The following is a 21,544-nucleotide window of genomic DNA, read 5'->3' on the forward strand; positions in this document are numbered from 1 at the left end:
GCCTCGCAAATGCGAGACCCTTTCCGTAGCAAGAAGGTCGGTTGGTGGTAAGGCTTAGAAGCCCATACCGCCCATGCCGCCCATACCACCCATGCCGCCCATGTCAGGCGCGCCACCGGAGGATTTATCTTCCGGCTTTTCAGCGATCATGCATTCGGTGGTGATCAGCAGACCTGCGACCGATGCTGCGTCCTGCAGGGCAGTACGAACAACTTTGGCCGGGTCGATGATGCCGGCTTTGACCAGGTTGGTGTATTCACCTTTCTGGGCGTCGAAGCCGAATTCAACATCGTCCTGCTCAAGCAGCTTGCCAGCGACAACTGCGCCATCAACACCTGCGTTCTGAGCGATCTGACGGACCGGAGCCTGCAGCGCGCGACGAACGATGTCGACACCGATGGTCTGGTCATGGTTTACACCTTCAAGACCGTCAAGAGCGCGGGTCGCGTACAGCAGAGCCGTACCGCCACCAGCAACGATACCTTCTTCAACAGCAGCGCGAGTTGCGTGCAGGGCATCGTCAACGCGGTCTTTGCGTTCTTTCACTTCGATTTCCGAAGCGCCACCGATTTTGATCACGGCAACACCGCCAGCGAGTTTGGCAAGACGTTCCTGCAGTTTCTCGCGGTCATAATCCGAAGTGGTTTCTTCGATCTGTGCACGGATCTGGCCAACGCGGGCTTCGATCTGGGCTTTCTCACCGGCACCATCAACGATGGTGGTTTCTTCTTTGGTGATGGTGATCGATTTCGCGGTACCGAGCATATCGAGCGTAACGCTCTCAAGCTTGATGCCAAGATCTTCTGAGACAACCTGACCACCGGTAAGGATGGCAATGTCTTCGAGCATTGCTTTGCGACGATCGCCGAAGCCCGGTGCTTTGACAGCAGCGATTTTCAGACCGCCGCGCAGCTTGTTGACGACGAGGGTCGCAAGAGCTTCGCCTTCGACGTCTTCAGCAATGATAAGAAGCGGCTTGCCCGACTGAACGGCAGCTTCCAGAAGCGGCAGCAGCGGCTGCAACGAGGAAACTTTTTTGTCGAACAGAAGAACATACGGGTTGTCGAGTTCGGCAACCATCTTTTCCGGATTGGTTACGAAGTACGGCGACAAGTAACCACGATCAAACTGCATGCCTTCGACAACGTCGAGTTCGGTGTGCAGGCCCTTGGCTTCCTCGACGGTGATAACACCTTCGTTGCCAACTTTTTCCATGGCTTCAGCGATCATGTCGCCGACTTCACGGTCACCGTTGGCCGAAATGTTACCAACCTGTGCAATCTCGTCCTTGCCCGAAACTTTACGAGCGCGGCTCTGGATGGCTTCGATTACTTTGGTCGTCGCAAGATCGATACCGCGTTTCAGGTCCATCGGGTTCATGCCAGCAGCAACGGACTTGTTGCCTTCACGAACGATTGCCTGTGCCAGAACGGTTGCGGTGGTGGTGCCGTCACCAGCCAGATCGGCGGTTTTGGAAGCCACTTCACGCAGCATCTGTGCGCCCATGTTTTCGAACTTGTCAGAAAGTTCGATTTCCTTGGCGACCGAAACGCCGTCCTTGGTCACGCGCGGTGCGCCAAAGGATTTTTCGATGACAACGTTACGGCCTTTCGGGCCGAGCGTCACTTTAACGGCATCAGCAAGGATGTCGACACCGCGCAGCATTTTGGCGCGGGCGTCGGTGGAGAATTTTACTTCTTTAGCAGCCATAGTATTCTTTCCTCTCTATGAGACGGATGAACGTGGATTTAAGTCACCAAAAGGCTGACTTATTCCATGATGCCCATAATGTCGGACTCTTTCATGATCAGCAGCTCTTCGCCATCGACCTTGACTTCTGTGCCCGACCATTTGCCGAACAGAACCTTGTCACCAGCCTTGACGTCAAGCGCGACAAGCGAGCCGTCTTCTTTGCGAACACCGGAACCGACAGCGATGATCTCGCCTTCCTGCGGTTTTTCTTTCGCGGTATCCGGGATAATGATGCCACCGGCAGTCTTGGTGTCGGATTCGACACGACGGACCAGCACACGATCATGTAACGGACGGAACTTCATGTTAGACAACTCCGTGTTTAAGTATGGCTCGATTAAGTACAAAACTAACCGGGATGAGTCCGTATTAGCACTCACCCCCAGCGAGTGCTAACAGCATGTATTGAAGCCATCGGAATTTGTCAACAGAAGAGAACAAAAGGACGCAAAAATGTCATGATTTTGGGGATTTTCTCGCACTTGCGAGAATGAAGCCGACGCGCTTCGCCCACGCGCCGCGCCACGATCATTTTCTGATGCCATGCCTATCACGCGACACCTCACATGACAAAGGGCAATATTGTGACACGATTTCCGAAATTCTTCATTCGCCAGCATAAACTCATTGGCGTTGATTTGACCAAATCCCCAACGCATCTTTATAAGTTATGCTAAGTAGGATATTCGTCTTGTAGGTTATTAGCCCGACTGGACCACTAGGATCCCCAAATGGTGATTTTATGAAGATCGAATCTCTGGAAATTCCCGAGGTCAAACTGCTCTTCCCGAGAAAATTCGAAGACGAGCGGGGATTCTTCTCCGAAACCTATAATCAGGAGGAGTTTTCACAGGCCGGAATCACGCAGGATTTCGTTCAGGATAACCATTCCTTTTCCAAAAGCCCCGGTGTTTTGCGCGGCCTGCATTTCCAGCGCGAACCGTATGCCCAAGACAAACTCGTTCGGGTTCTGCGCGGTCGAATCCTAGACGTTGCCGTCGACATTCGTCCCAATTCGCCAACACTTGGCAAATCGGTTATTGCCGAAATCAACGCCGATGACTGGAACCAGATTTTTGTTCCGCGCGGATTTGCTCATGGTTTTCTGACGCTCGCCCCCGACACAGAAGTCGTCTACAAAGTCAGCAGGCCTTACACCCCTTCGGCCGAGCATGCTATTCTATGGAACGATCCGGATCTTGGCATCAACTGGCCGGTGGATGAAAGCCAGCTGATACTGTCAGCCAAAGATACCAATGCGATGTCGTTCAAAAAGTATCTTGAAACAGTTAGAGACGAAAACTGAACTGTCGTCTACATCCGATGCAGGCTGCGCAAAACGGATATTAGATAGTCGCGATACGAGCTGGCACCAAAGGCATCAATCAGCTTTTCAAATTGCCCCTCATCAATCAGACCTGTGCGTAATGCTATTTCTTCGGGGCAAGCAATTTTAAGGCTTTGCCGCTTTTCTACTGTTTCAACAAAGTTTGCGGCGTCAAGCATCGCACCATGGGTTCCTGTATCAAGCCAGGCATATCCGCGCCCCATCTTTTCTACATGCAACTGCCCACGTTCCAGATACGCATTGTTGACATCGGTAATTTCAAGCTCACCACGCGCCGATGGTTTTATGGATCTTGCGATTTCAACGACCTGCGCGTCATAGAAATATATCCCGGTCACGGCATAATTCGATTTCGGCTCTTTCGGCTTTTCTTCAATTCCCTTTGCCATTCCCTTGTTATCGAATTCGACGACACCGTAACGTTTAGGGTCCTGCACATAATAGGCAAAAACCGTTGCGCCGGTGGTCTGCTTCATCGCGTTGACCAGAAGCTCGGTCAGGCCATGCCCGAAAAATATGTTATCCCCCAGAACCAGACAGCACGGGTCATCGCCGATAAACGCAGCACCGACCCGAAACGCATCGGCAAGACCGCGGGGCTCTTCCTGAACTGCATATTCGATCTGAAGCCCCCACCTCTGACCATCACCCAACAGCTCACGAAATAACGGTAAATCGCGCGGCGTACTGATCAAAAGGATTTCCCTGATCCCGGCCAACATCAATGTCGTCAGCGGGTAATAGACCATTGGCTTGTCGTAAACCGGCAACAGCTGCTTTGACACAACCATTGTCGACGGATGCAACCGCGATCCGGTTCCGCCCGCAAGAATGATGCCTTTACGCATTTTCTATCTGCCCGCTTCAAGGTTGTTCAAACATGTCGGAAGGCTTTCCGAAATATCGGGCAGCCCATAACCGAAAGTATCGGTAAATTTCTGTGTCGACATTATGGAATAGGCTGGACGCCTGGCAATCGTTGGAAAGGCATCCGAGTTTACCGGATTAATCCTGCAATTTTTTCCGGTCCAGCTTGCCCCAAACTGCGCAATCGCTGCATCCTGAATACGTTTGGCGAAATCAAACCACGTCATCTGATTATCGGAAACAAGATGGTATGTCCCAAACCCGTTAAAGTTCAGATCAAGTATCACCGGTAATAATCGCAAGGTCGCATTCGCCAGATCAATTGCCGATGTCGGACATCCATGCTGATCATTCACAATCGTCAGAACATCACGTTGGGTCATCAATCCCAGCATCGTTTTGACGAAATTCTTGCCAAACGGGCTGTAAACCCAGGCAGTACGGAAAATAAGGTGGCGTTTAGTCGCAGCCCTGACCGCGCCTTCGCCCGCCAGCTTGCTGGCACCGTAAACGCCAAGTGGCGCGACCGAATCATCTTCGCAGTATGGTCGCTGTGACGCGCCATCAAAAACATAATCGGTTGAAAAATGGATCAGCGGAATATCAAGATCGTCGGCAGCCCGGGCCATCATATCAACAGCATCGCAGTTGATATGATAGGCGTTCTCACGATCATTTTCGGCAAGATCAACAGCCGTATAAGCAGCAGCATTGATGATCACATGCGGTTGATTGTCCCGAATGGCCGAAGCAATTGTCGACAGATCAGATAAATCACACTTGCTTCGATCCAAGAGTGTCAAACGGACTTTCGGAAAAGCCGCGCCACATAGCGCCAGACTTCTTCCCAATTGGCCGTTTGCGCCAAAGACAAGTGCATCAATCATCACTATTTCACCGTTCCGAGCCGCTCACCTGCATATTTATCTTTCAGGATGGGCTCCCACCACGCCCGATTTGCCAGATACCATTTCACTGTCTGCTCCAGACCGCTTTCAAAGCTGTGTTTTGGTTCCCAGCCAAGCTCGTCGCGTATCTTCGATGGATCAATCGCATACCGCCAGTCATGCCCCGGGCGGTCGGCCACGAACTGAACCTGCGCCTCAAAGTCACCTGTCACAGCATCGGGCTGAAACCGCGACACAACATCAAAGATGCTGCGCACGACATCAATATTTGCAACTTCGTTGCAACCACCGACATTGTATTTCTCGCCAATTCGTCCCTTTGTCAGAATGGTAAAAAGCGCGTCTGCATGGTCTTCAACATGAAGCCAGTCCCGCGTGTTTTTGCCATCGCCATAAACCGGCAACGCCTTGCCATGCAAGATATTCAGGATCATCAGGGGGATCAGCTTCTCGGGGAATTGATAGGGCCCGTAATTGTTCGAACAATTGCTGATAATCACCGGTAACCCATACGTATGATGCCAGGCGCGCACCAGGTGATCCGATCCCGCCTTGCTTGCAGAATATGGCGAATTGGGCGCATAGGGGGTTTCTTCTGTAAAAAGCCCCTCGTCCCCAAGCGAACCATACACCTCGTCAGTCGAAATATGATGAAACCGGAAAGTCGACCGTCGTTCAGCAGATAAGCCGTTGAAATAATCCCGTGCTGCTTCCAGCAGGGTGAATGTACCAACAAGATTCGTCTGAATAAATTCAGCCGGCCCGTCAATCGAACGGTCTACATGGCTTTCTGCCGCCAGATGCATCACAGCATCGGGTTGAAAACCTTCAAAGACCCGGTCAAGTTCCGCCCGGTTGCAGATATCCTGTTTTACGAAACAGTAGTTGGGTAGCGAAGAAACACTTTCAACAGTGCGCAAATCGGCCGCATATGTCAGCTTATCAAGGTTGAGAACCTCGATCTTTTTCTGCCCGGCCAAAAGCCGGCAGACCGCCGCCCCGATAAACCCTGCACCACCTGTCACAATGACTTTCATAGGCCCCGCCCGTTTATCCAACTTTGTCGCCAGAAATATCGACTTTATTCCACCGTAACCGACTTGGCGAGGTTACGGGGCTGATCGACATCCGTGCCCTTGTGAACCGCCACATGATAGGCCAGCATCTGAACCGGAATCGTATAAAGGATCGGTGCGACGAAGTCCGCAACCTTTGGCAGCTCGACCGTGGCGGATGCCATATCGCCAAGCTTCGCAAGTCCCTCTGCATCAGACAGGAAAATTACCCGTCCGCCGCGTGCAGCAGCTTCCTGCATGTTCGATGCAGTTTTTTCAAAAAGTTCGTCGGAAGGTGCAATAACGATGATCGGAACCGACTGATCAATCAGGGCAATCGGGCCATGCTTCATCTCGCCCGCCGCATAGCCTTCGGCGTGGATATAGGAAATTTCCTTAAGCTTCAGCGCCCCTTCCATTGCAATCGGATAGCCAAGGCCGCGGCCGATATAAAGCACATCGCGCGCATCAGCGATATTGATCGCAAGTTCACGGATTTCATCGTCATGATGAAGGACTTCGGCCGCATGTTTTGGCACTTCGGTCAGCGCGTTGACGATGGCGGCTTCCTCCTCCTTGTCCAGCGTCCCGTTATCTCGTCCAATCGTCACCGCAAGGCAGGCCAGCACCGTCAATTGCGTGGTAAATGCCTTGGTCGAGGCGACACCGATTTCCGGCCCGGCATAGGTCAGCAAGACCACATCGCTTTCGCGTGCAATCGTGCTTTCGGCCACATTGACGATGGAAACGATTTTCTGGCCCTTGGACTTCGCATAACGAAGGGCTGCCAGCGTATCAAGCGTCTCGCCGGATTGCGAAAGAAAGAGCGCAACGCCCCCTTTTGGAAGCGGCGGGCAGCGATAGCGGAATTCGGACGCAATATCGACATCAACGCCAAGTCCGGCATAGCGTTCGATCCAGTGCTTTGCCACCATTCCGGCATAGAAGGACGTGCCGCACGCCACAATCGTCAACCGGCTGACATCGTTAAACGAAAACGGCATATCGGGCAGCTTGATCGTACGCGTTGCCGGATTGATGAAGGCATGCAGCGTATCGCCGATTACCGCTGGCTGTTCGAAAATTTCCTTCTGCATGAAATGGTTATAGTTACCCTTGCCCATCATGGCCCCGGAGACAGCCGAAAGCTTTGTTTCGCGGGTAACGTCATTATCATGCTCGTCCCGGACCCGAACGCCGTCGCGAGTCAGTTCGACCCAATCGCCTTCCTCAAGGTAAATCAGCTTGTTTGTCAGGTGCGACAGTGCCATCGCGTCCGAGCCAAGATACATCTCGCCCTCGCCCAAACCAACCGCAAGCGGTGTACCGCGGCGCGCACCAAAAATCACATCATGCTGACCGGCAATCATGATCACGAGCGCAAAGGCCCCCTCAATGCGATGCAAGGTGGCAGCAACCGCGTCGCGCGGCGATTTACCCTGGTCAAGGAAATCGGATACCAAATGCACAATCACTTCGGTGTCGGTATCCGTGGCAAAAACCCGGCCCTTGCCGGAAAGCTCAGCCTTGATTTCCTGATAATTTTCGATGATGCCGTTATGCACCACGGCAACCTTGCCATCGGTGTGCGGATGGGCATTGTTTTCGGTCGGCACACCGTGGGTCGCCCAGCGGGTGTGACCAATGCCGACATCCCCCGCCAGCGGCATTTCCGCAAGACGGTTGGCAAGATTGATCAGCTTTCCTTCGGCCCGGCGGCGATCAATATGACCATTCACAAGGGTCGCAATCCCGGCACTGTCATAGCCCCGATATTCAAGCCGTTTAAGCCCCTCAAGAATACGGTCACTGACGCTGTCCTTGCCAATAATGCCGATAATGCCGCACATAGTTGTTGTCTTCCCCGTCGAAATTTTGCCCGTCGCGCACGCAAATGCCGCGCGTTAATTGCCGTTACTTACCCAAAAGGGCCTTCATCTTCTCGCGAAATACCCGCGCCCAGCCCGGTTTATCAAGCCGTTGCGCACGCTCTATCACCAAGGCATCGGCTTCGACCGTTCCGGTAATCGTGCTGCCCGCACCAATAATGGCACCATCCCCGATGGATACGGGGGCGACCAGTGCCGAATTGGAACCGATAAATGCCCCGGCCCCGATATCGGTATGTTGTTTGCGGTATCCGTCGTAATTGCATGTGATGGTTCCGGCACCGATATTGGCCTTTGCCCCGACACGGGCATCACCGATATAGCTGAGGTGATTGACCTTCGCCCCGTCTTCAACAACAGCCTTTTTGATCTCGACAAAATTTCCAACCCTGGCACCGGCACCAATTTCCGCGCCCGGTCGCAAACGGGCATAGGGCCCGATATCGGCTTTGTCCCCCACCACACAGCTTTCAAGATGGCTGAAGGCCTTGATCGTTACCTCATCGCCAACCGTAACACCGGGACCGAAAAACACATTCGGCTCGATAACAACATCCCGGCCCAATCTGGTGTCGCTGGCCAGATAGACCGAACCCGGATCAATCAAGGTCGCGCCATTCACCATTGCCGCCTCGCGCAGGCGTGACTGCATAATCGCTTCGGCCACGGCAAGCTGGCTTCTGGAATTCACGCCAAGCGTTTCTTCCTCGGCGACCTCAACAGCAACGCAACTATTGCCGTTGGCACGCGCCACCTCGACCGCATCGGTCAGGTAATATTCGCCCTTTGCATTGGCATTTCCAATCGCTTCAAGGGTTTCAATCATGCTTTCAGCACGGAAGCACATCACACCGGAATTGCAAAAATTGATCGCACGTTGCGTTTCGTCACATTCCTTGTCTTCAACAATCGCCAGCAACTCACCATTTGCCGGATCGGTAACAAGACGGCCATAGCCGGTCGGGTCTTCGGGCCGGAACCCCAGAACCGCAACCGCGTGATCGCCATGCTCGCGCGCCGCGACAAGGCGTAACAGGGTTTCGGTAGTAAAAAGCGGACTGTCGGCATAAAGCACAAGCACATTGCCCGTAAGGCCACGAAGGGCCTCTTTGGCGGCAAGAACCGCATGTGCGGTTCCAAGTCGATCCGTTTGTTCGAATGTCGAATGCGGGGAGACGGCCTCAATCAGCTTGGGCATATCCGGCCCGACAACAACCATGGTTTTGGTTGCGTTCAGATGGGCCGCCGTATCAATCACATGATTGACCATCGGTTTGCCTGCTATCTTGTGCATGACCTTGGGGATCGCGCTTTTCATTCGCGTTCCCATACCCGCAGCCAGAACCACCACACTTAATTCACGCGACATGCTTTAATCCTGTTGTGCCATGCGTTACACGGCGTCCCCTTTGTTTTCGATCCGGTCACGATATGCCGGTCCGAACCTTTCACAGCCGATTTGAAGCAACTCCTAACCTATAATCCCCAAAGGCAAAAGCCCCGAAAGAATCACGTTTTGTTACTTCGTGTTAGCAGATGTTACCGTTTGTTAATGACACCATTTCGGTTAAGGTCCGATAAATCGATATTCGTTTTCAAAGGCAGCATCGCAAAATGGCAAAATTCATCCTGTTAGATCTTGACGGCACCCTGATTGACGGGGTGGATGATCTGCTGTTTGCGATGAACGAAACCCTCGCCGCTCACGACCTTACGCCACTTGCTCGTCCCGAACTGGAAGCCATGCTGGGCGATGGCACCAAAATGCTGACCAAACGGGCGTTTGATGCGCGCGGTGTCACGATTGATGGTCAACAGCTCGATGACTGCGAAGGCGATTTCACCACACGTTATATCGACACCGACTATGCCCATACCCGCCTGTTTGAAAATGCCGAAGCAACCCTTCGCGATCTGGCATCAGATGGCTGGATCATTGGTCTGGCCTCAAACAAACCGACCGCACCCTGCAAACGCATCCTTGAACGGCTGGGTGTCTTCGATCTGTTTGCCGTGATTGCCGGCGGCGATGCAACGCACGTTAAAAAGCCCGACGGCGCTCATTTGGCATTCGCCCTTGATCAAGCCGGATATGACCGGGCACGCGGCGATATCGCGATCATGGTTGGCGATCATGCCAATGATGTGAATGCCGCACGCGATTTCGGCATTCCGGCCATTGCGGTGGCCTTTGAAGTCGATGATACACGTGCAAAAAATCTCGCCGCGGATGGGGTTGTTACTACATTTGAAAACCTGCCCGACGTGATCGGAAAAATCGTCAAACAGGCTGCTTGACACCCCCTGATCACCCCCTTATAACCCCGCGCATCCGACGTAGAACAAGCTGCCCAACCGGGCCGCGATTTCCGTTTTCGGGCGTATAGCTCAGTTGGTTAGAGCGTTCCCTTCACACGGGAGAGGTCACAAGTTCGAATCTTGTTACGCCCACCATTTTTTCCATAAAACTTAAATCGTCATACCGTTCCCTGAACAGGGAAGCAGGCTGCATTTTCCTCTATGGGGAATAAAAAAACCGGTCAGCAGCTTCCTGCCGACCGGTCGGGAGTGCGCAATCAACGCTATCGCGTCTTGCGGGAGCTTTGGCCTAATGGCTGTCTTTCGGGATCGCCTTGCCGCGATGACCGACGAGGAAGTCGAAATCGGCCCCCTTGTCCGCGCCAATGACGCTTTTGTAATACAGCGATGCATAACCGCTTTCCGGTACCGGCACCGTCGATTTCCAATTATCAAGGCGCTTCTTAAGCTCCTCGTCACTGATATCGAGGTGCAGTTTGCGGTTTGGCACATCCAGCTCAATCATGTCGCCATTCTGCACCACCGCCAACGGGCCGCCAGCAGCGGCTTCAGGGGATGTATGCAGAACCACCGTGCCATATGCCGTGCCGCTCATACGGGCATCGGAAATACGCACCATGTCGGTAATGCCCTTGCGTAGCACCTTGGGCGGCAAGCCCATATTGCCGACCTCGGCCATACCCGGATAGCCTTTCGGCCCGCAGTTTTTCAGAACCATGATGCAGTTTTCATCGATATCAAGGCTTTCGTCATAGATCTTGGCCTTGTAATCATCAATGTCCTCAAACACCACGGCACGACCACGATGGGTGAGCAAGGAAGCTGTTGCCGCCGACGGTTTCAACACCGCACCATTGGGCGCAAGGTTGCCTTTGACAACCGCGATGCCACCGCTTTGGGTCAGGGCCTTTTCGAACGGGCGAATGACATCGTCATTCCAGTTCTGAACATCCTTGACCTGCTCCCACATGGTGTCGCCCGAAACGGTCAAAGCATCATTATGCAGCTTGCCCGCCTCACCCAGTGCCTTGATGACCACCGGTAAACCACCGGCATAGAAGAATTCCTCCATCAGGTATTTGCCCGATGGCTGCAGATTCACAATCGTCGGAATATCACGACCCAGACGGTCCCAATCATCAAGTGTCAGGTCGATGCCAACACGACCGGCAATGGCGAGCAAATGGATCACAGCATTGGTCGAACCACCAATCGCCCCATTGACCCGGATCGCATTTTCAAACGCTTCCTTGGTCATGACGTCGGATGGTTTCAGGTCGTCCTTGACCATCTGCACGATCCGGCGGCCGGTCACATGCGCCATCACGCGACGACGGCTATCCACGGCCGGAATCGCGGCATTGCCCGAAAGCGCCATGCCCAGTGCTTCGGCCATGCTGGCCATGGTGGATGCGGTGCCCATCGTGTTGCACGAACCGGGCGAACGCGACATGGCGATTTCGGCTTCAAGGAAATCCTCTGTACTGATCTTGCCGGCTTTGCGGTCTTCGGAAAGCTGCCAAAGCGACGTGCCCGAACCGATATCCTGACCGCGCCATTTACCGTTCAGCATCGGCCCGCCGGTGACCACAATCGCCGGGATATCAACACTTGCAGCCCCCATCAAAAGGGCTGGGGTGGTTTTATCGCAGCCCACCATCAGAACCACACCGTCAAGCGGCGTTCCGCGCAGCGCTTCCTCGACATCCATCGCGCACAAATTACGGAACATCATGGCGGTCGGGCGCAATGTGCTCTCGCCCGGCGAGAAAACCGGGAATTCAAGCGGCAAACCACCAGCTTCGTAAATACCGTGTTTGACGCGTTCCGCCAGATCGCGCAAATGCGCGTTGCAGGGCGTCAACTGCGACCAGGTATTGCAAATCCCGATCACCGGACGACCGTCAAACAGGTCCGATGGCAGGCCCTGGTTCTTCATCCAGCTGCGGTGATAGATATTGTCCTTGCTGGTTCCGCCGAACCAACCTTCCTGCGAACGCAGGACGCGGGGCCATGCTGCCGGTTTGAACTTCGTCATGCCCGTTCTCCTTTATGAGTTTTTATCGAGACGGGTCCGATTCCATATGGATGTGGCATTCCATATGGGGGACTTTGAACGGCATGGCTTTGCAATTGCTTTATCCAAGCAACTGATCCAGTCAGAACCGTGGCGTTCCTCGTCTGCATGTTGTTACGCTTTGTTCTTGTTATAGACGTCAAAGATCACAGCCGCGAGCAGCACCAGACCCTTGATGACCTGCTGCCAGTCGATACCGACACCAATGATCGACATGCCGTTATTCATGACACCCATGATCAACGCGCCAACCACCGCACCGATCACCTTGCCAACCCCGCCCGACATCGATGCGCCACCGATAAACACGGCCGCAATCACATCAAGCTCGAACGCAAGACCGGCTTTCGGGGTTGCCGTATTCAAACGCGCGGCAAACACCAGACCGGCGAGCGCGGCCAGCATGCCCATATTGGCAAAGGTCAGGAAGGTCAGGCGTTTAGTATTGATGCCCGAAAGCTTGGCGGCTTTTTCATTCCCGCCCAGCGCATAGATACGGCGCCCAAGCGTTGTGCTGTTGGTGATGAAGGTGAATATCGCAATCAGAAGCGCCATCACGATCAAAACGTTCGGCAACCCGCGATAGGTCGACAGAAGATAGGTGACATACAGGATCGCAAGACCGGCAATCGCATGTTTGGCCGCAAAGAACGCTATCGGTTCTTCAACCTCGGCGAACTTCGCCTGCTTGGCGCGTGCCCGCAGGCCAAGAACCGGCAGAATCACCGCAATTGCAACGCCCAGAACCATCGAAAAGATGTTAAAGCGGCCTTCGATCAAACCGGCAAAGAAATCCGGCAGGAAGCCCGAAGACATCGCCTGGAAGCTGTCAGGGAACGGACCAACCGATGCCCCGCCCAGAAGCGCCAGCGTCAAACCTTTAAACACCAGCATACCGGCCAGCGTCACGATAAAGGACGGAATGCGCCAATAGGCAACCCAGTATCCTTGGGCGGCACCGATAATCGCACCGACGATCAGACAGGCCGGGATCACAATAATCGTCGGCAAATCCCAATGGACAATCATCACCGCAGCAAGCGCACCGATAAAGCCGACGACCGATCCAACCGAAAGATCGATATGGCCGCCGACAATCACCAGCAGCATGCCCACTGCCATGATGATAATATAGCTGTTCTGAAGGAACAGGTTGGTCAGGTTGACCGGTTTAAGCATCACGCCATCGGTCATCACCTGGAAGAAGGCCAGAATCGCGATCAGCGCGACCACCATGCCATATTCGCGCATATGCGTGCGCAGGTAATAACCCATCGATTTGCTGCTAGAAGTATCCGTCATTGTCTGCTTCCTTACGCTTTCAGGATCATGCGCATGATTTTTTCCTGATCGGCATCATTTGCCGCCAGTTGCCCTTTGATCTCACCCTCGTTCATCACATAGATGCGATCGCACATGCCCAGAAGCTCCGGCATCTCCGACGAGATCATGATGACCCCCTTACCATCGGCTGCCAGCTGGTTGATAATCGTATAAATCTCGTATTTCGCACCAACATCAATGCCGCGCGTCGGTTCGTCCAGAATAAGGACCTCCGGCCCGGCAAACAGCCATTTCGCCAAAACGACTTTCTGCTGGTTACCCCCCGAAAGATTGACAGCCTTCTGTCCGACATTCGGGGTGCGGATATTGATTTTGTTGCGATATTCTTCGGCCACCTGACGTTCGGCCCCTTCATTGATGACGCCGTGTTCGGCAACACCGTCAAGATTGGCCAATGTGATATTGGTCGTGATGCTTTCTTCAAGCACCAGCCCCATTTCCTTGCGATCCTCTGTCACATAGGCAAGACCCGATGCAATCGCCTTTTCTACGGTCGACACATCGGCAGGTTTGCCATTGATCAGGACCTCGCCGCTGATATCCGCGCCATAGGCACGGCCAAAGATGCTCATGGCAAGTTCGGTACGCCCGGCCCCCATCAGACCGGCAATCCCGACAACCTCGCCTGCCGCCACATCGATACTGACATTTTTGACGACCTTGCGTTCGGGATGGAGCGGATGGGTCACATTCCAGTTGCGCACTTCCATCAGCTTGGTCGTGCCGATATTAGGTGTGCGATCCGGATAACGATGCGCCATATCGCGCCCGACCATATCCTTGACGATATCGTCTTCGGTAATTTTGCCGCCACGCGCATCAAGTGTCGAAATCGCCTTGCCATCGCGAATAACCGTGATGCGGTCAGCCACGCGATTGATTTCGTTCAGCTTGTGCGAAATCAGGATCGATGTGATCCCCTGCGCCTTGAATTCAAGCAACAGGTCCAGAAGTTTCTGGCTGTCATTTTCCTGCAAACTTGCCGTCGGCTCGTCAAGGATCAGAAGCTTGACCTTTTTCGAAAGCGCCTTGGCAATTTCAACAAGCTGCTGCTTGCCGACACCGATATTGGTGATCAGTTCGCTGGGTGTTTCGCGAAGCCCGACTTTTTTCAAAAGCTCGCTCGTGCGTGCAAAGGTCGCGGGCCAGTTAATCACACCGTTTTCGCAAATCTCGTTGCCCAGAAAGATGTTCTCGGCAATCGACAGCAACGGCACAAGAGCCAGTTCCTGATGAATGATGATAATGCCGCGTTCTTCGCTGTCGCGGATATCCTTGAATTCCTGCACATCCCCGCCATAAAGGATGTCACCTTCATAGGTGCCAATCGGGTAAACGCCGCTCAATACTTTCATCAGGGTCGATTTACCGGCCCCGTTTTCGCCGCAAAGGGCGTGGATTTCACCACGTTCCACTTTCAGGCTGACATCGTCCAGCGCCTTCACCCCCGGAAAGGTTTTGGTGATATTGCGCATTTCCAGGATGGTATCCATCCGGTCCTCCCACTGCCGATGTTTTCACAACGGCGCTATTCTCGCTCGCAGTCTTGTTTGACTGTTACCGTCAGTTTCAGACAGCACAGAAAAAGGCGGGCCAGCATTTCAGAGCGAGCCCGCCCTCTGTCACATTCAGATCAACGGATTACTGGACTTCGTCCTTGGTGTAGTAACCCGAACCCACCAGGATTTCTTCCCAGTTGGATTTATCAACCATAACCGGCTCCAGCAGGTAGGAAGGAACAACCTTCACACCGTTGTCATAGGTTTTGGTATCGTTGATGGTCGGCTTTTTACCGGCAAGAACACTGTCGACCATCGAAACGGTGACGCGTGCAAGTTCACGGGTATCCTTGAAGATCGTGGAATACTGTTCACCAGCAAGGATCGATTTGACCGACGGCAGTTCGGCGTCCTGACCGCTAACAACCGGCATTTTCATGTCGCCGGAACCATAGCCAACGCCTTTAAGCGACGACAGTATGCCGATCGAAAGACCATCATAGGGCGACAGAACGCCATCAACCTGATCGTCGGTGTAATAAGCCGACAGCAGGTTATCCATACGTGCCTGTGCAACCGCGCCATCCCAGCGAAGGGTACCAACCTTGTCCATGCCCATCTGGCCAGATTTGACAACAACCGTGCCTTCATCAATCAGCGGCTGCAGAACGGACATCGCACCGTTATAGAAGAAATAGGCGTTGTTATCATCCGGCGAACCACCGAACAGTTCAACATTATAGGGCGGCTCACCAGCCGCGGTCAGACCTTCAACCAGCGAGGTTGCCTGCTGAACGCCGACTTTGAAGTTATCGAAGGTCGAATAGTAATCAACATTGGCGGTGTCACGGATCAGGCGGTCATAGGCGAACACCTGAATACCGGCTGCCTTGGCATTTTCCAGCGCGTTCGAAAGCGTGGTGCCGTCGATTGCCGCGATCACAAGAACATCAACGCCTTTGACGATCATGTTTTCAATCTGGGAAAGCTGGTTGGGAATATCGTCTTCTGCATATTGCAGATCGGTTTTGTAACCGGCGTCTTCGAACTGCTTGACCATGGACTCGCCGTCCGAAATCCAGCGTGCCGAGGATTTGGTGGGCATCGCGATCCCGACATATCCTTTTTCATCGGCATGTGCATAGCTGCCGGAAATCATCGGGCTCATCATTGCGGCCGCGCCAAAGGCGACCCCTGCCATTACGGCACTGAGACGTTTCATATCTTTCCTCCCTAAAAGACACGGCCTTTACAGCCTTTTGCCCGACTTTCCAGGCAAAGCTGCCTGTATGTGCCGCGTCTTTGTTTTCGCTTGATAATGCATCCCGTTTTCCCGCGAGATGCGGCGCCATTATTCCGGGGCCAGACATAACAATCAAATAAGTATTTTCGAAACTTGCATATCAATAATGATATATTAAACTCGCCGGGAACGGAGGATCCCCATGACTGAGCCCGCAAAAACATTACCGCTGAGTTCCGCAAAATCCCTGTTGTTTCGATCCGGCAATCTGTTTCAGCGCGGCCTGAAGCTTAGCCATCTGCGCATGATTGTCGCGATGGAAGAAACCGGGCAGATCAGCCAGGCCGCCGCCATGCTGCAAACATCGCAGCCCGCAGCATCACGTCTGTTATCAGAAATGGAAACCATTCTTGAAGCCCGGCTTTGTGTGCGCGGATCGCGCGGCATTGAAATGACCAATGCTGGACGCGCACTGGCGAGGCGCGCGCGCAGCATGCTGATTGAAATCCGCGAAGCCGAACGCGAGATCGAGGATATCAAGCATGGCGGCGGCACGGTTTTCATCGGCGCTGTGACCGCAGCAGCAGTTGATCTTGTCGTGCCGGCCATCCGCACGGTGCAGTCGATCAACGCCCTGCTTGAAGCACATGTGTCGGTCGGACCATCGCATCTGCTGATCAAGGATCTGCTGGCGGGGGATCATGATTTTGTCATCGGCCGCGTCCCCGAAGATATGGACCCTCGCCAATTCAACATCCGCGAAATCCGAAGCGAGAAAATCCGCCTGATGGTTCGCGCCGGGCATCCTTTGCTTGCGGAAAACAAGCCTGTTTCACTGGCCCGTCTTGCCAAATTCGAATGGCTATTACCGCCACCAGGCAACCTGATGCGCCGCACCATCGAAGACGTGTTTATCTCGCGCCATCTGCCGCTGCCGCATTCCAGTCTGAATTCCGCGTCACTGCTGGTTACCCTTGCCACCCTGTCGGGCACGGATGCCATCGCACCGATGGCGGAGGAGGTCACATCGCTTTTAAGCATCGGGGGCATGATTGCCGAACTGCCGTTTGACGGAACGATTGAAATCAAACCCTACAGCCTGATTACAGCGCGCGGACACCGCCTGTCACCATCCGCGCAGCTGGTTTCTGACCATATTCTTGCCCGTATCGAAAAGCCCGATGCCTGATTTCATGCCGGGGCCTGTCCTCTACCAAAAGCGAGTGGCGCGATGGCATGTCTTTCGCATAAAGTTCCGCACAAGATTTCAACACAAAGACCAAACATTCCGCCGGACAGATAATGCAATCAGCAACACTTGCCTTTTTGACACTGGGCTTGACCCATTTTGCCTTTGCCTGCACGGCACAGCAAAATCCTGTCGCGATGCCGGAAACCGATCCCTATGTTCTGTTTGATCTGCGCGATAATTTCGTCTGGAACCTGACGCATTATCAGATCCTTGATCCCGACGAGACAATGGTGGAAACCCTGATCACAGAAGCAGATCAGGGTCAGATGGTTTTTGACATGGTCCTGCGCGATACGGTCCCGCCCTATTGCGAATTGCGGTTTGATCCGACGATTTGCGATGATCGTGGCTCCCCGGTCAACTGGTTCAGCGACCTGCCCCAGACCATCTGCATGGATATCCCGGCCAACGTTTCATTCAGCCATGCCGAACAGCTCAAGGGCGCAAAGTTCCTGTGCCTTGAACCACGCGAAAAGCTGTTGCTGCCCGAAAGCTGGCAAAACCAGCAGACCGGTGCTCAGACCTATTTGTCGCAACGCATCGAACCTGGTGCGGTCACCGTACGCGATGATATCGCCACCATTGATATCCTTGTACTTGATGCCATAAACACCCCGCTTGCGACCCTGTCGCCCGAAGGATATGGCGATGCCAAAATCGGCATGACCGAGGATCAGGTCCGTACAGCCATGGTCGAGCCCATGACATCAACCCGCGACGGGACCGAAAATAACGCCTGTTATCACCTGCAATCGGCAGGCGGCCCGACCGGGCTTGGCTTTATGATGCTTGATGAAAAGCTGGCCCGGGTTTCGGTTTATGCCGATGAATATGATATCGCCACCAGCCTGATCCGCACCGGCCATAATATTCAGGTTGGCGATACCATTGATGATGTCCGTGCGGCCTATGGCGATAACCTGATCGATGAAGAACACGAATATGAAGGCCCAGATGGCCGTTACCTGACCTGGTGGGCAAATGATGCCAAAACATCGGGCATCCGCTTTGAAACCGGGCCGGATGGCGCGGTAACCGCCATGCATGCGGGCACCGGTTCGATCACGCTGCTTGAAAGCTGCTATTAAAGCAGATCCCATCGGGCAATCTCTGTATTGACAGTCTTTGCGGTGCGGATTAATGCCCTGCCTCCCCATGCCTTTCGGGCGTCCTGCCCCAAAGGCCCAAACAATCATTTTTACGCCATCAGCTTGCCGCAAAGCGCTTTCATATCGTGCGCCTTGTGCAGGGAATACGAATGCAATCGCCTTATCCATCCAATCTTGTTGTCATCACCGGCGGGCCCGGTGCCGGCAAAACCACATTGATCAATTATCTTCATGAACGCGGCTATGAAATAAGCCGCGAAGTCGCGCGCGCCGTGATCGAAGAACAGCAGGAACGCGGCGGCAATGCCCTGCCCTGGGGCGATAATGAAGCCTATGTCGGGTTGATGACGCGCGGCTCGATCCGCGCATGGCAACACGGCATGGGTCAGGACCCGCAAACCGTGTTCTTTGATCGTGGCCTTCCCGATACGCTGGCCCATCGGGAACTTTCCGGCCTACCCGATGACCCCGGCCTTAAACGCGCCATTGAAACCTATCGCTATCGCAAAACGATTTTCATCCTGCCGCCATGGTCGGAAATCTACAAAACCGACAGCGCGCGAACACAAAGCTTCGCGGACGCCGTCAGAACATATGTCGTTCTGTATCGCACCTATCTGCAATGCGGTTACGAGCCGATTGAAATCCGCAAAGGCCCGGTCGAACAGCGCGCCGCCCAGATCCTTGCCCGCCTGAAACTTTAATCCGCCTTAGACAAGTCAAAAGAACACCCCACATGCCCCGCACCTCAATCCGACTCACCATCGCACCTCTAACACTTTGCAGCATGTTTCTGCCCGCGGCCTCCATCTCGGCTATCGCTGCCTGCTATGACTGGCCGCTGCGCGAACGGCACGGTGAATACGCTTATGATGGCGATACCATCTATGTGAACCTCCCCGGCCTTCCCGGCGAAATTGCCGAAATGTCGGTACGTGTGCGCGGCGTGGACACCCCCGAAATACGCGGCAAATGCGAAAGCGAAAAGTCCCTTGCGGGCAAAGCCCGCGATTTCGCCCGTCAAAGCCTGAAATCGGCCAAACGCGTTGAATTCTGCGAACCGGAATGGGGCCGTTATGGCGGACGCGTCGTCGCATCGGTGCGCATTGACGGCAGGGCACTCGATCAGGAACTGATCAATCAGGGTCTCGCCCGCCCCTATGACGGCAAAACAAAACGCCAACCCTGGTGCCAAGGGTGATCCGGTCCCAAAATCCATAACTTTGCCGTGAAGGCACTGGACATTGCGCCCAATCCGACCATCTTCGGAAGCATGACCAAATCACGCCTCCCGGAGAAACCATGACGAAATACACCAAGAACCCGGACGCCATCAAAGCCCTTGACGCCAACCAATATCACGTCACGCAAAACAGCGGCACCGAACCACCGTTTCGCAATGAATTCTGGGATCACAAGGAAGACGGGCTTTATGTCGATATCGTCTCGGGCGAGCCGTTATTCACATCCCGCGACAAGTTTGATTCCGGCTGTGGCTGGCCAAGCTTCACCCGCCCTGTCGAAACAGATCATGTCGTCGCACGCGAAGACAATACCCACGGCATGCGCCGGATCGAAGTCCGCTCCAAACATGGTGACAGTCATCTGGGCCATGTCTTCCCCGATGGCCCCAAAGAAGCCGGTGGCCTGCGCTATTGCATCAATTCCGCATCGCTGCGTTTTATCCCCGTCCGCGATCTAGAGGCCGAAGGATACGGCGAATACAAACCGCTTTTTGATTAAAACAGCAAAGACCGGCACACGCGCCGGTCTTTCTCTATCAAGGCCTTAAAAATCCCCCGGCGCACATTGCAGGCAGGTCAAACCCATATCGCGCCATTTGTCCACCACCCGCTTGCGATCATCGACTACCAGCCACGGGTTGAAGCCGTCGGCACGGATTTGTGCCAGAAGGTCTTCTTTGACTTCCTCGTCCGTGCGGTGATCGGCATCTTCCGGGCGCAGATACATGCCATCAAACGGAATGCCATGCGCCCGAAGCCATGCTTCGGACCGGTGCTGCCACCCGGCCGGGCGGCCCGAACAAATCACAATCGCCTGCCCGGATTGGTGCAAAACGCGCAAAAGCCGTTCGATATCGGCAATCGGGGCGGCTTTATCCATTGCATCGAAAAACGCATCCCAATGCTTTTCCACCCCATGCACCAGATGCCCCAATTCATCGGCATCGAAATAGGCCAGCGTGCCATCCATATCGAACACCACCGCATCACGCGGGTTACTGATCGAACCGGATATTATGGTTTCTGGCTGGGTCACGCGGAAATCTCCCTGATCAGATCTTCGGTCAAATTTTCATATTCCCATCCCGTTACGACCGGGCGAAACAGAATCGGCGTTGCGTTTGCAATACGCGGACCTTCGGCATCAAAACCGGTCATATAAAGAATACAACGCCCGACACCGGAATGGGCAACCACCACGGTCAAACGGTCGCTTACCTCGGCCAGGACGGTTTGCATGGCAAACGATACCCGCTGACACATCGCATCGAACCCTTCGCCATTGGGCGGGGTATCGAACCGTGATCCAGCCTCGACAATCGGGCGGCCTTCAAGGTCACCCCAATGGCGTTCGCGCAACCCGTCAAGAATATGCAAATCATAATCGGGCAAAACCAGCTCGGCTGTTTTGCGCGCCCTGTCCTGCGGGCTGACATAAACCGCCTGCCATTTGCCCATCGCCATCAATGGCGCAATCGCACGCGCCTGTTCGCGACCGGCATTGTTCAATGGCGGCTCGCTTGACCCGGCGATGATTTCGGCCTTGTTGGCATCGGTTTCCCCGTGCCGGATAAACACAAACGGCACTTTCGGAAAATCGAACGTCTTTGCAGGATAAATCATGTCTGGTCATTGCCC

20 protein-coding genes and 1 tRNA gene are annotated in these 21,544 nt (G+C 54.1%); 8 read left to right on the forward strand and 13 right to left on the reverse strand.

Annotated features, from left to right (window positions below):
• Positions 1-54: 54 nt before the first annotated feature.
• The gene (gene groL, locus P8T57_RS02475; protein WP_037990063.1) at positions 55-1,710 is read right to left on the reverse strand and encodes a chaperonin GroEL; all 1,656 of its coding nucleotides are present in this window, start codon (positions 1,708-1,710) and stop codon (positions 55-57) included.
• A 59-nt stretch (positions 1,711-1,769) separates the two neighbouring features.
• Entirely contained in the window at positions 1,770-2,057 is a 288-nt protein-coding gene (gene groES, locus P8T57_RS02480) for a co-chaperone GroES (RefSeq protein ID WP_007090384.1), read from the reverse strand.
• A gap of 437 nt (positions 2,058-2,494) precedes the next feature.
• Between groES and rfbC the strand changes: the two genes are divergently transcribed.
• The gene (rfbC, locus tag P8T57_RS02485) at positions 2,495-3,058 is read left to right on the forward strand and encodes a dTDP-4-dehydrorhamnose 3,5-epimerase (protein WP_341364467.1); all 564 of its coding nucleotides are present in this window, start codon (positions 2,495-2,497) and stop codon (positions 3,056-3,058) included.
• Positions 3,059-3,066: 8 nt separating this feature from the next.
• Here rfbC and rfbA read toward each other — a convergent pair whose 3' ends face one another.
• The 5 genes from rfbA to glmU all read right to left on the reverse strand — a co-directional run bounded on the left by rfbA (position 3,067) and on the right by glmU (position 9,188).
• On the reverse strand, positions 3,067-3,948 hold the full coding sequence (gene rfbA / locus P8T57_RS02490) for a glucose-1-phosphate thymidylyltransferase RfbA (RefSeq protein WP_341364468.1): 882 nt from the start codon (positions 3,946-3,948) through the stop codon (positions 3,067-3,069).
• A 3-nt stretch (positions 3,949-3,951) separates the two neighbouring features.
• A complete protein-coding gene (gene rfbD, locus P8T57_RS02495; protein ID WP_341364469.1) occupies positions 3,952-4,854 on the reverse strand; it encodes a dTDP-4-dehydrorhamnose reductase in 903 nt (300 codons plus the stop codon).
• Positions 4,855-4,856: 2 nt separating this feature from the next.
• Positions 4,857-5,912 (reverse strand): dTDP-glucose 4,6-dehydratase, encoded by a 1,056-nt coding sequence (gene rfbB, locus P8T57_RS02500; RefSeq protein WP_341364470.1) that lies wholly within the window; start codon positions 5,910-5,912, stop codon positions 4,857-4,859.
• A 44-nt stretch (positions 5,913-5,956) separates the two neighbouring features.
• Complete coding sequence (gene glmS / locus P8T57_RS02505) at positions 5,957-7,780, reverse strand: glutamine--fructose-6-phosphate transaminase (isomerizing) (RefSeq protein ID WP_341364471.1); 1,824 nt, start codon at positions 7,778-7,780, stop codon at positions 5,957-5,959.
• Positions 7,781-7,844: 64 nt separating this feature from the next.
• Positions 7,845-9,188, reverse strand: coding sequence for a bifunctional UDP-N-acetylglucosamine diphosphorylase/glucosamine-1-phosphate N-acetyltransferase GlmU (glmU, locus tag P8T57_RS02510; RefSeq protein ID WP_341364472.1), 1,344 nt, complete (start codon positions 9,186-9,188; stop codon positions 7,845-7,847).
• 245 nt (positions 9,189-9,433) lie between these two features.
• Between glmU and P8T57_RS02515 the strand changes: the two genes are divergently transcribed.
• Together P8T57_RS02515 and P8T57_RS02520 are read left to right on the forward strand one after the other, a co-directional pair.
• Entirely contained in the window at positions 9,434-10,117 is a 684-nt protein-coding gene (locus P8T57_RS02515; RefSeq protein WP_341364473.1) for an HAD-IA family hydrolase, read from the forward strand.
• A gap of 79 nt (positions 10,118-10,196) precedes the next feature.
• A tRNA-Val gene (locus P8T57_RS02520) sits at positions 10,197-10,273 on the forward strand.
• Positions 10,274-10,427: 154 nt separating this feature from the next.
• On the opposite strand, the gene araD is transcribed toward P8T57_RS02520, so the two are convergent.
• From araD to chvE, 4 genes are all read right to left on the reverse strand, one after another.
• Entirely contained in the window at positions 10,428-12,176 is a 1,749-nt protein-coding gene (gene araD, locus P8T57_RS02525; RefSeq protein ID WP_071240520.1) for an L-arabinonate dehydratase, read from the reverse strand.
• Between the two features lie 153 nt (positions 12,177-12,329).
• Positions 12,330-13,517, reverse strand: coding sequence for a multiple monosaccharide ABC transporter permease (mmsB, locus tag P8T57_RS02530; RefSeq protein WP_071240519.1), 1,188 nt, complete (start codon positions 13,515-13,517; stop codon positions 12,330-12,332).
• Between the two features lie 11 nt (positions 13,518-13,528).
• Positions 13,529-15,052 (reverse strand): multiple monosaccharide ABC transporter ATP-binding protein, encoded by a 1,524-nt coding sequence (gene mmsA / locus P8T57_RS02535; protein WP_341364474.1) that lies wholly within the window; start codon positions 15,050-15,052, stop codon positions 13,529-13,531.
• A gap of 148 nt (positions 15,053-15,200) precedes the next feature.
• Entirely contained in the window at positions 15,201-16,280 is a 1,080-nt protein-coding gene (gene chvE / locus P8T57_RS02540; protein WP_007090395.1) for a multiple monosaccharide ABC transporter substrate-binding protein, read from the reverse strand.
• 223 nt (positions 16,281-16,503) lie between these two features.
• On the opposite strand from chvE, the gene P8T57_RS02545 reads away from it, so the two are divergent.
• The 5 genes from P8T57_RS02545 to msrB all read left to right on the forward strand — a co-directional run bounded on the left by P8T57_RS02545 (position 16,504) and on the right by msrB (position 20,405).
• The gene (locus P8T57_RS02545) at positions 16,504-17,490 is read left to right on the forward strand and encodes a LysR family transcriptional regulator (protein ID WP_007090396.1); all 987 of its coding nucleotides are present in this window, start codon (positions 16,504-16,506) and stop codon (positions 17,488-17,490) included.
• A gap of 113 nt (positions 17,491-17,603) precedes the next feature.
• Positions 17,604-18,641 (forward strand): hypothetical protein, encoded by a 1,038-nt coding sequence (locus P8T57_RS02550; RefSeq protein ID WP_341364475.1) that lies wholly within the window; start codon positions 17,604-17,606, stop codon positions 18,639-18,641.
• A 170-nt stretch (positions 18,642-18,811) separates the two neighbouring features.
• Positions 18,812-19,366: an AAA family ATPase gene (locus P8T57_RS02555; RefSeq protein WP_341364476.1), complete on the forward strand. Its 555-nt coding sequence runs from the start codon at positions 18,812-18,814 to the stop codon at positions 19,364-19,366.
• Positions 19,367-19,398: 32 nt separating this feature from the next.
• Entirely contained in the window at positions 19,399-19,863 is a 465-nt protein-coding gene (locus tag P8T57_RS02560) for a thermonuclease family protein (protein WP_341364477.1), read from the forward strand.
• A 101-nt stretch (positions 19,864-19,964) separates the two neighbouring features.
• Positions 19,965-20,405 (forward strand): peptide-methionine (R)-S-oxide reductase MsrB, encoded by a 441-nt coding sequence (gene msrB, locus P8T57_RS02565; RefSeq protein WP_007090400.1) that lies wholly within the window; start codon positions 19,965-19,967, stop codon positions 20,403-20,405.
• Positions 20,406-20,450: 45 nt separating this feature from the next.
• Here the strand turns inward: msrB and P8T57_RS02570 are convergent, their stop codons facing one another.
• Complete coding sequence (locus P8T57_RS02570) at positions 20,451-20,942, reverse strand: HAD family acid phosphatase (RefSeq protein WP_082822713.1); 492 nt, start codon at positions 20,940-20,942, stop codon at positions 20,451-20,453.
• Positions 20,939-21,529, reverse strand: a complete 591-nt coding sequence (locus tag P8T57_RS02575; RefSeq protein WP_341364478.1) for a histidine phosphatase family protein — start codon at positions 21,527-21,529, stop codon at positions 20,939-20,941. The genes P8T57_RS02570 and P8T57_RS02575 overlap by 4 nt, the downstream gene beginning before the upstream one ends.
• Positions 21,530-21,544: the final 15 nt, after the last annotated feature.

Source organism: Thalassospira sp. SN3W (assembly GCF_038070535.1).
GTDB classification, from domain to species: domain Bacteria; phylum Pseudomonadota; class Alphaproteobacteria; order Rhodospirillales; family Thalassospiraceae; genus Thalassospira; species Thalassospira xiamenensis.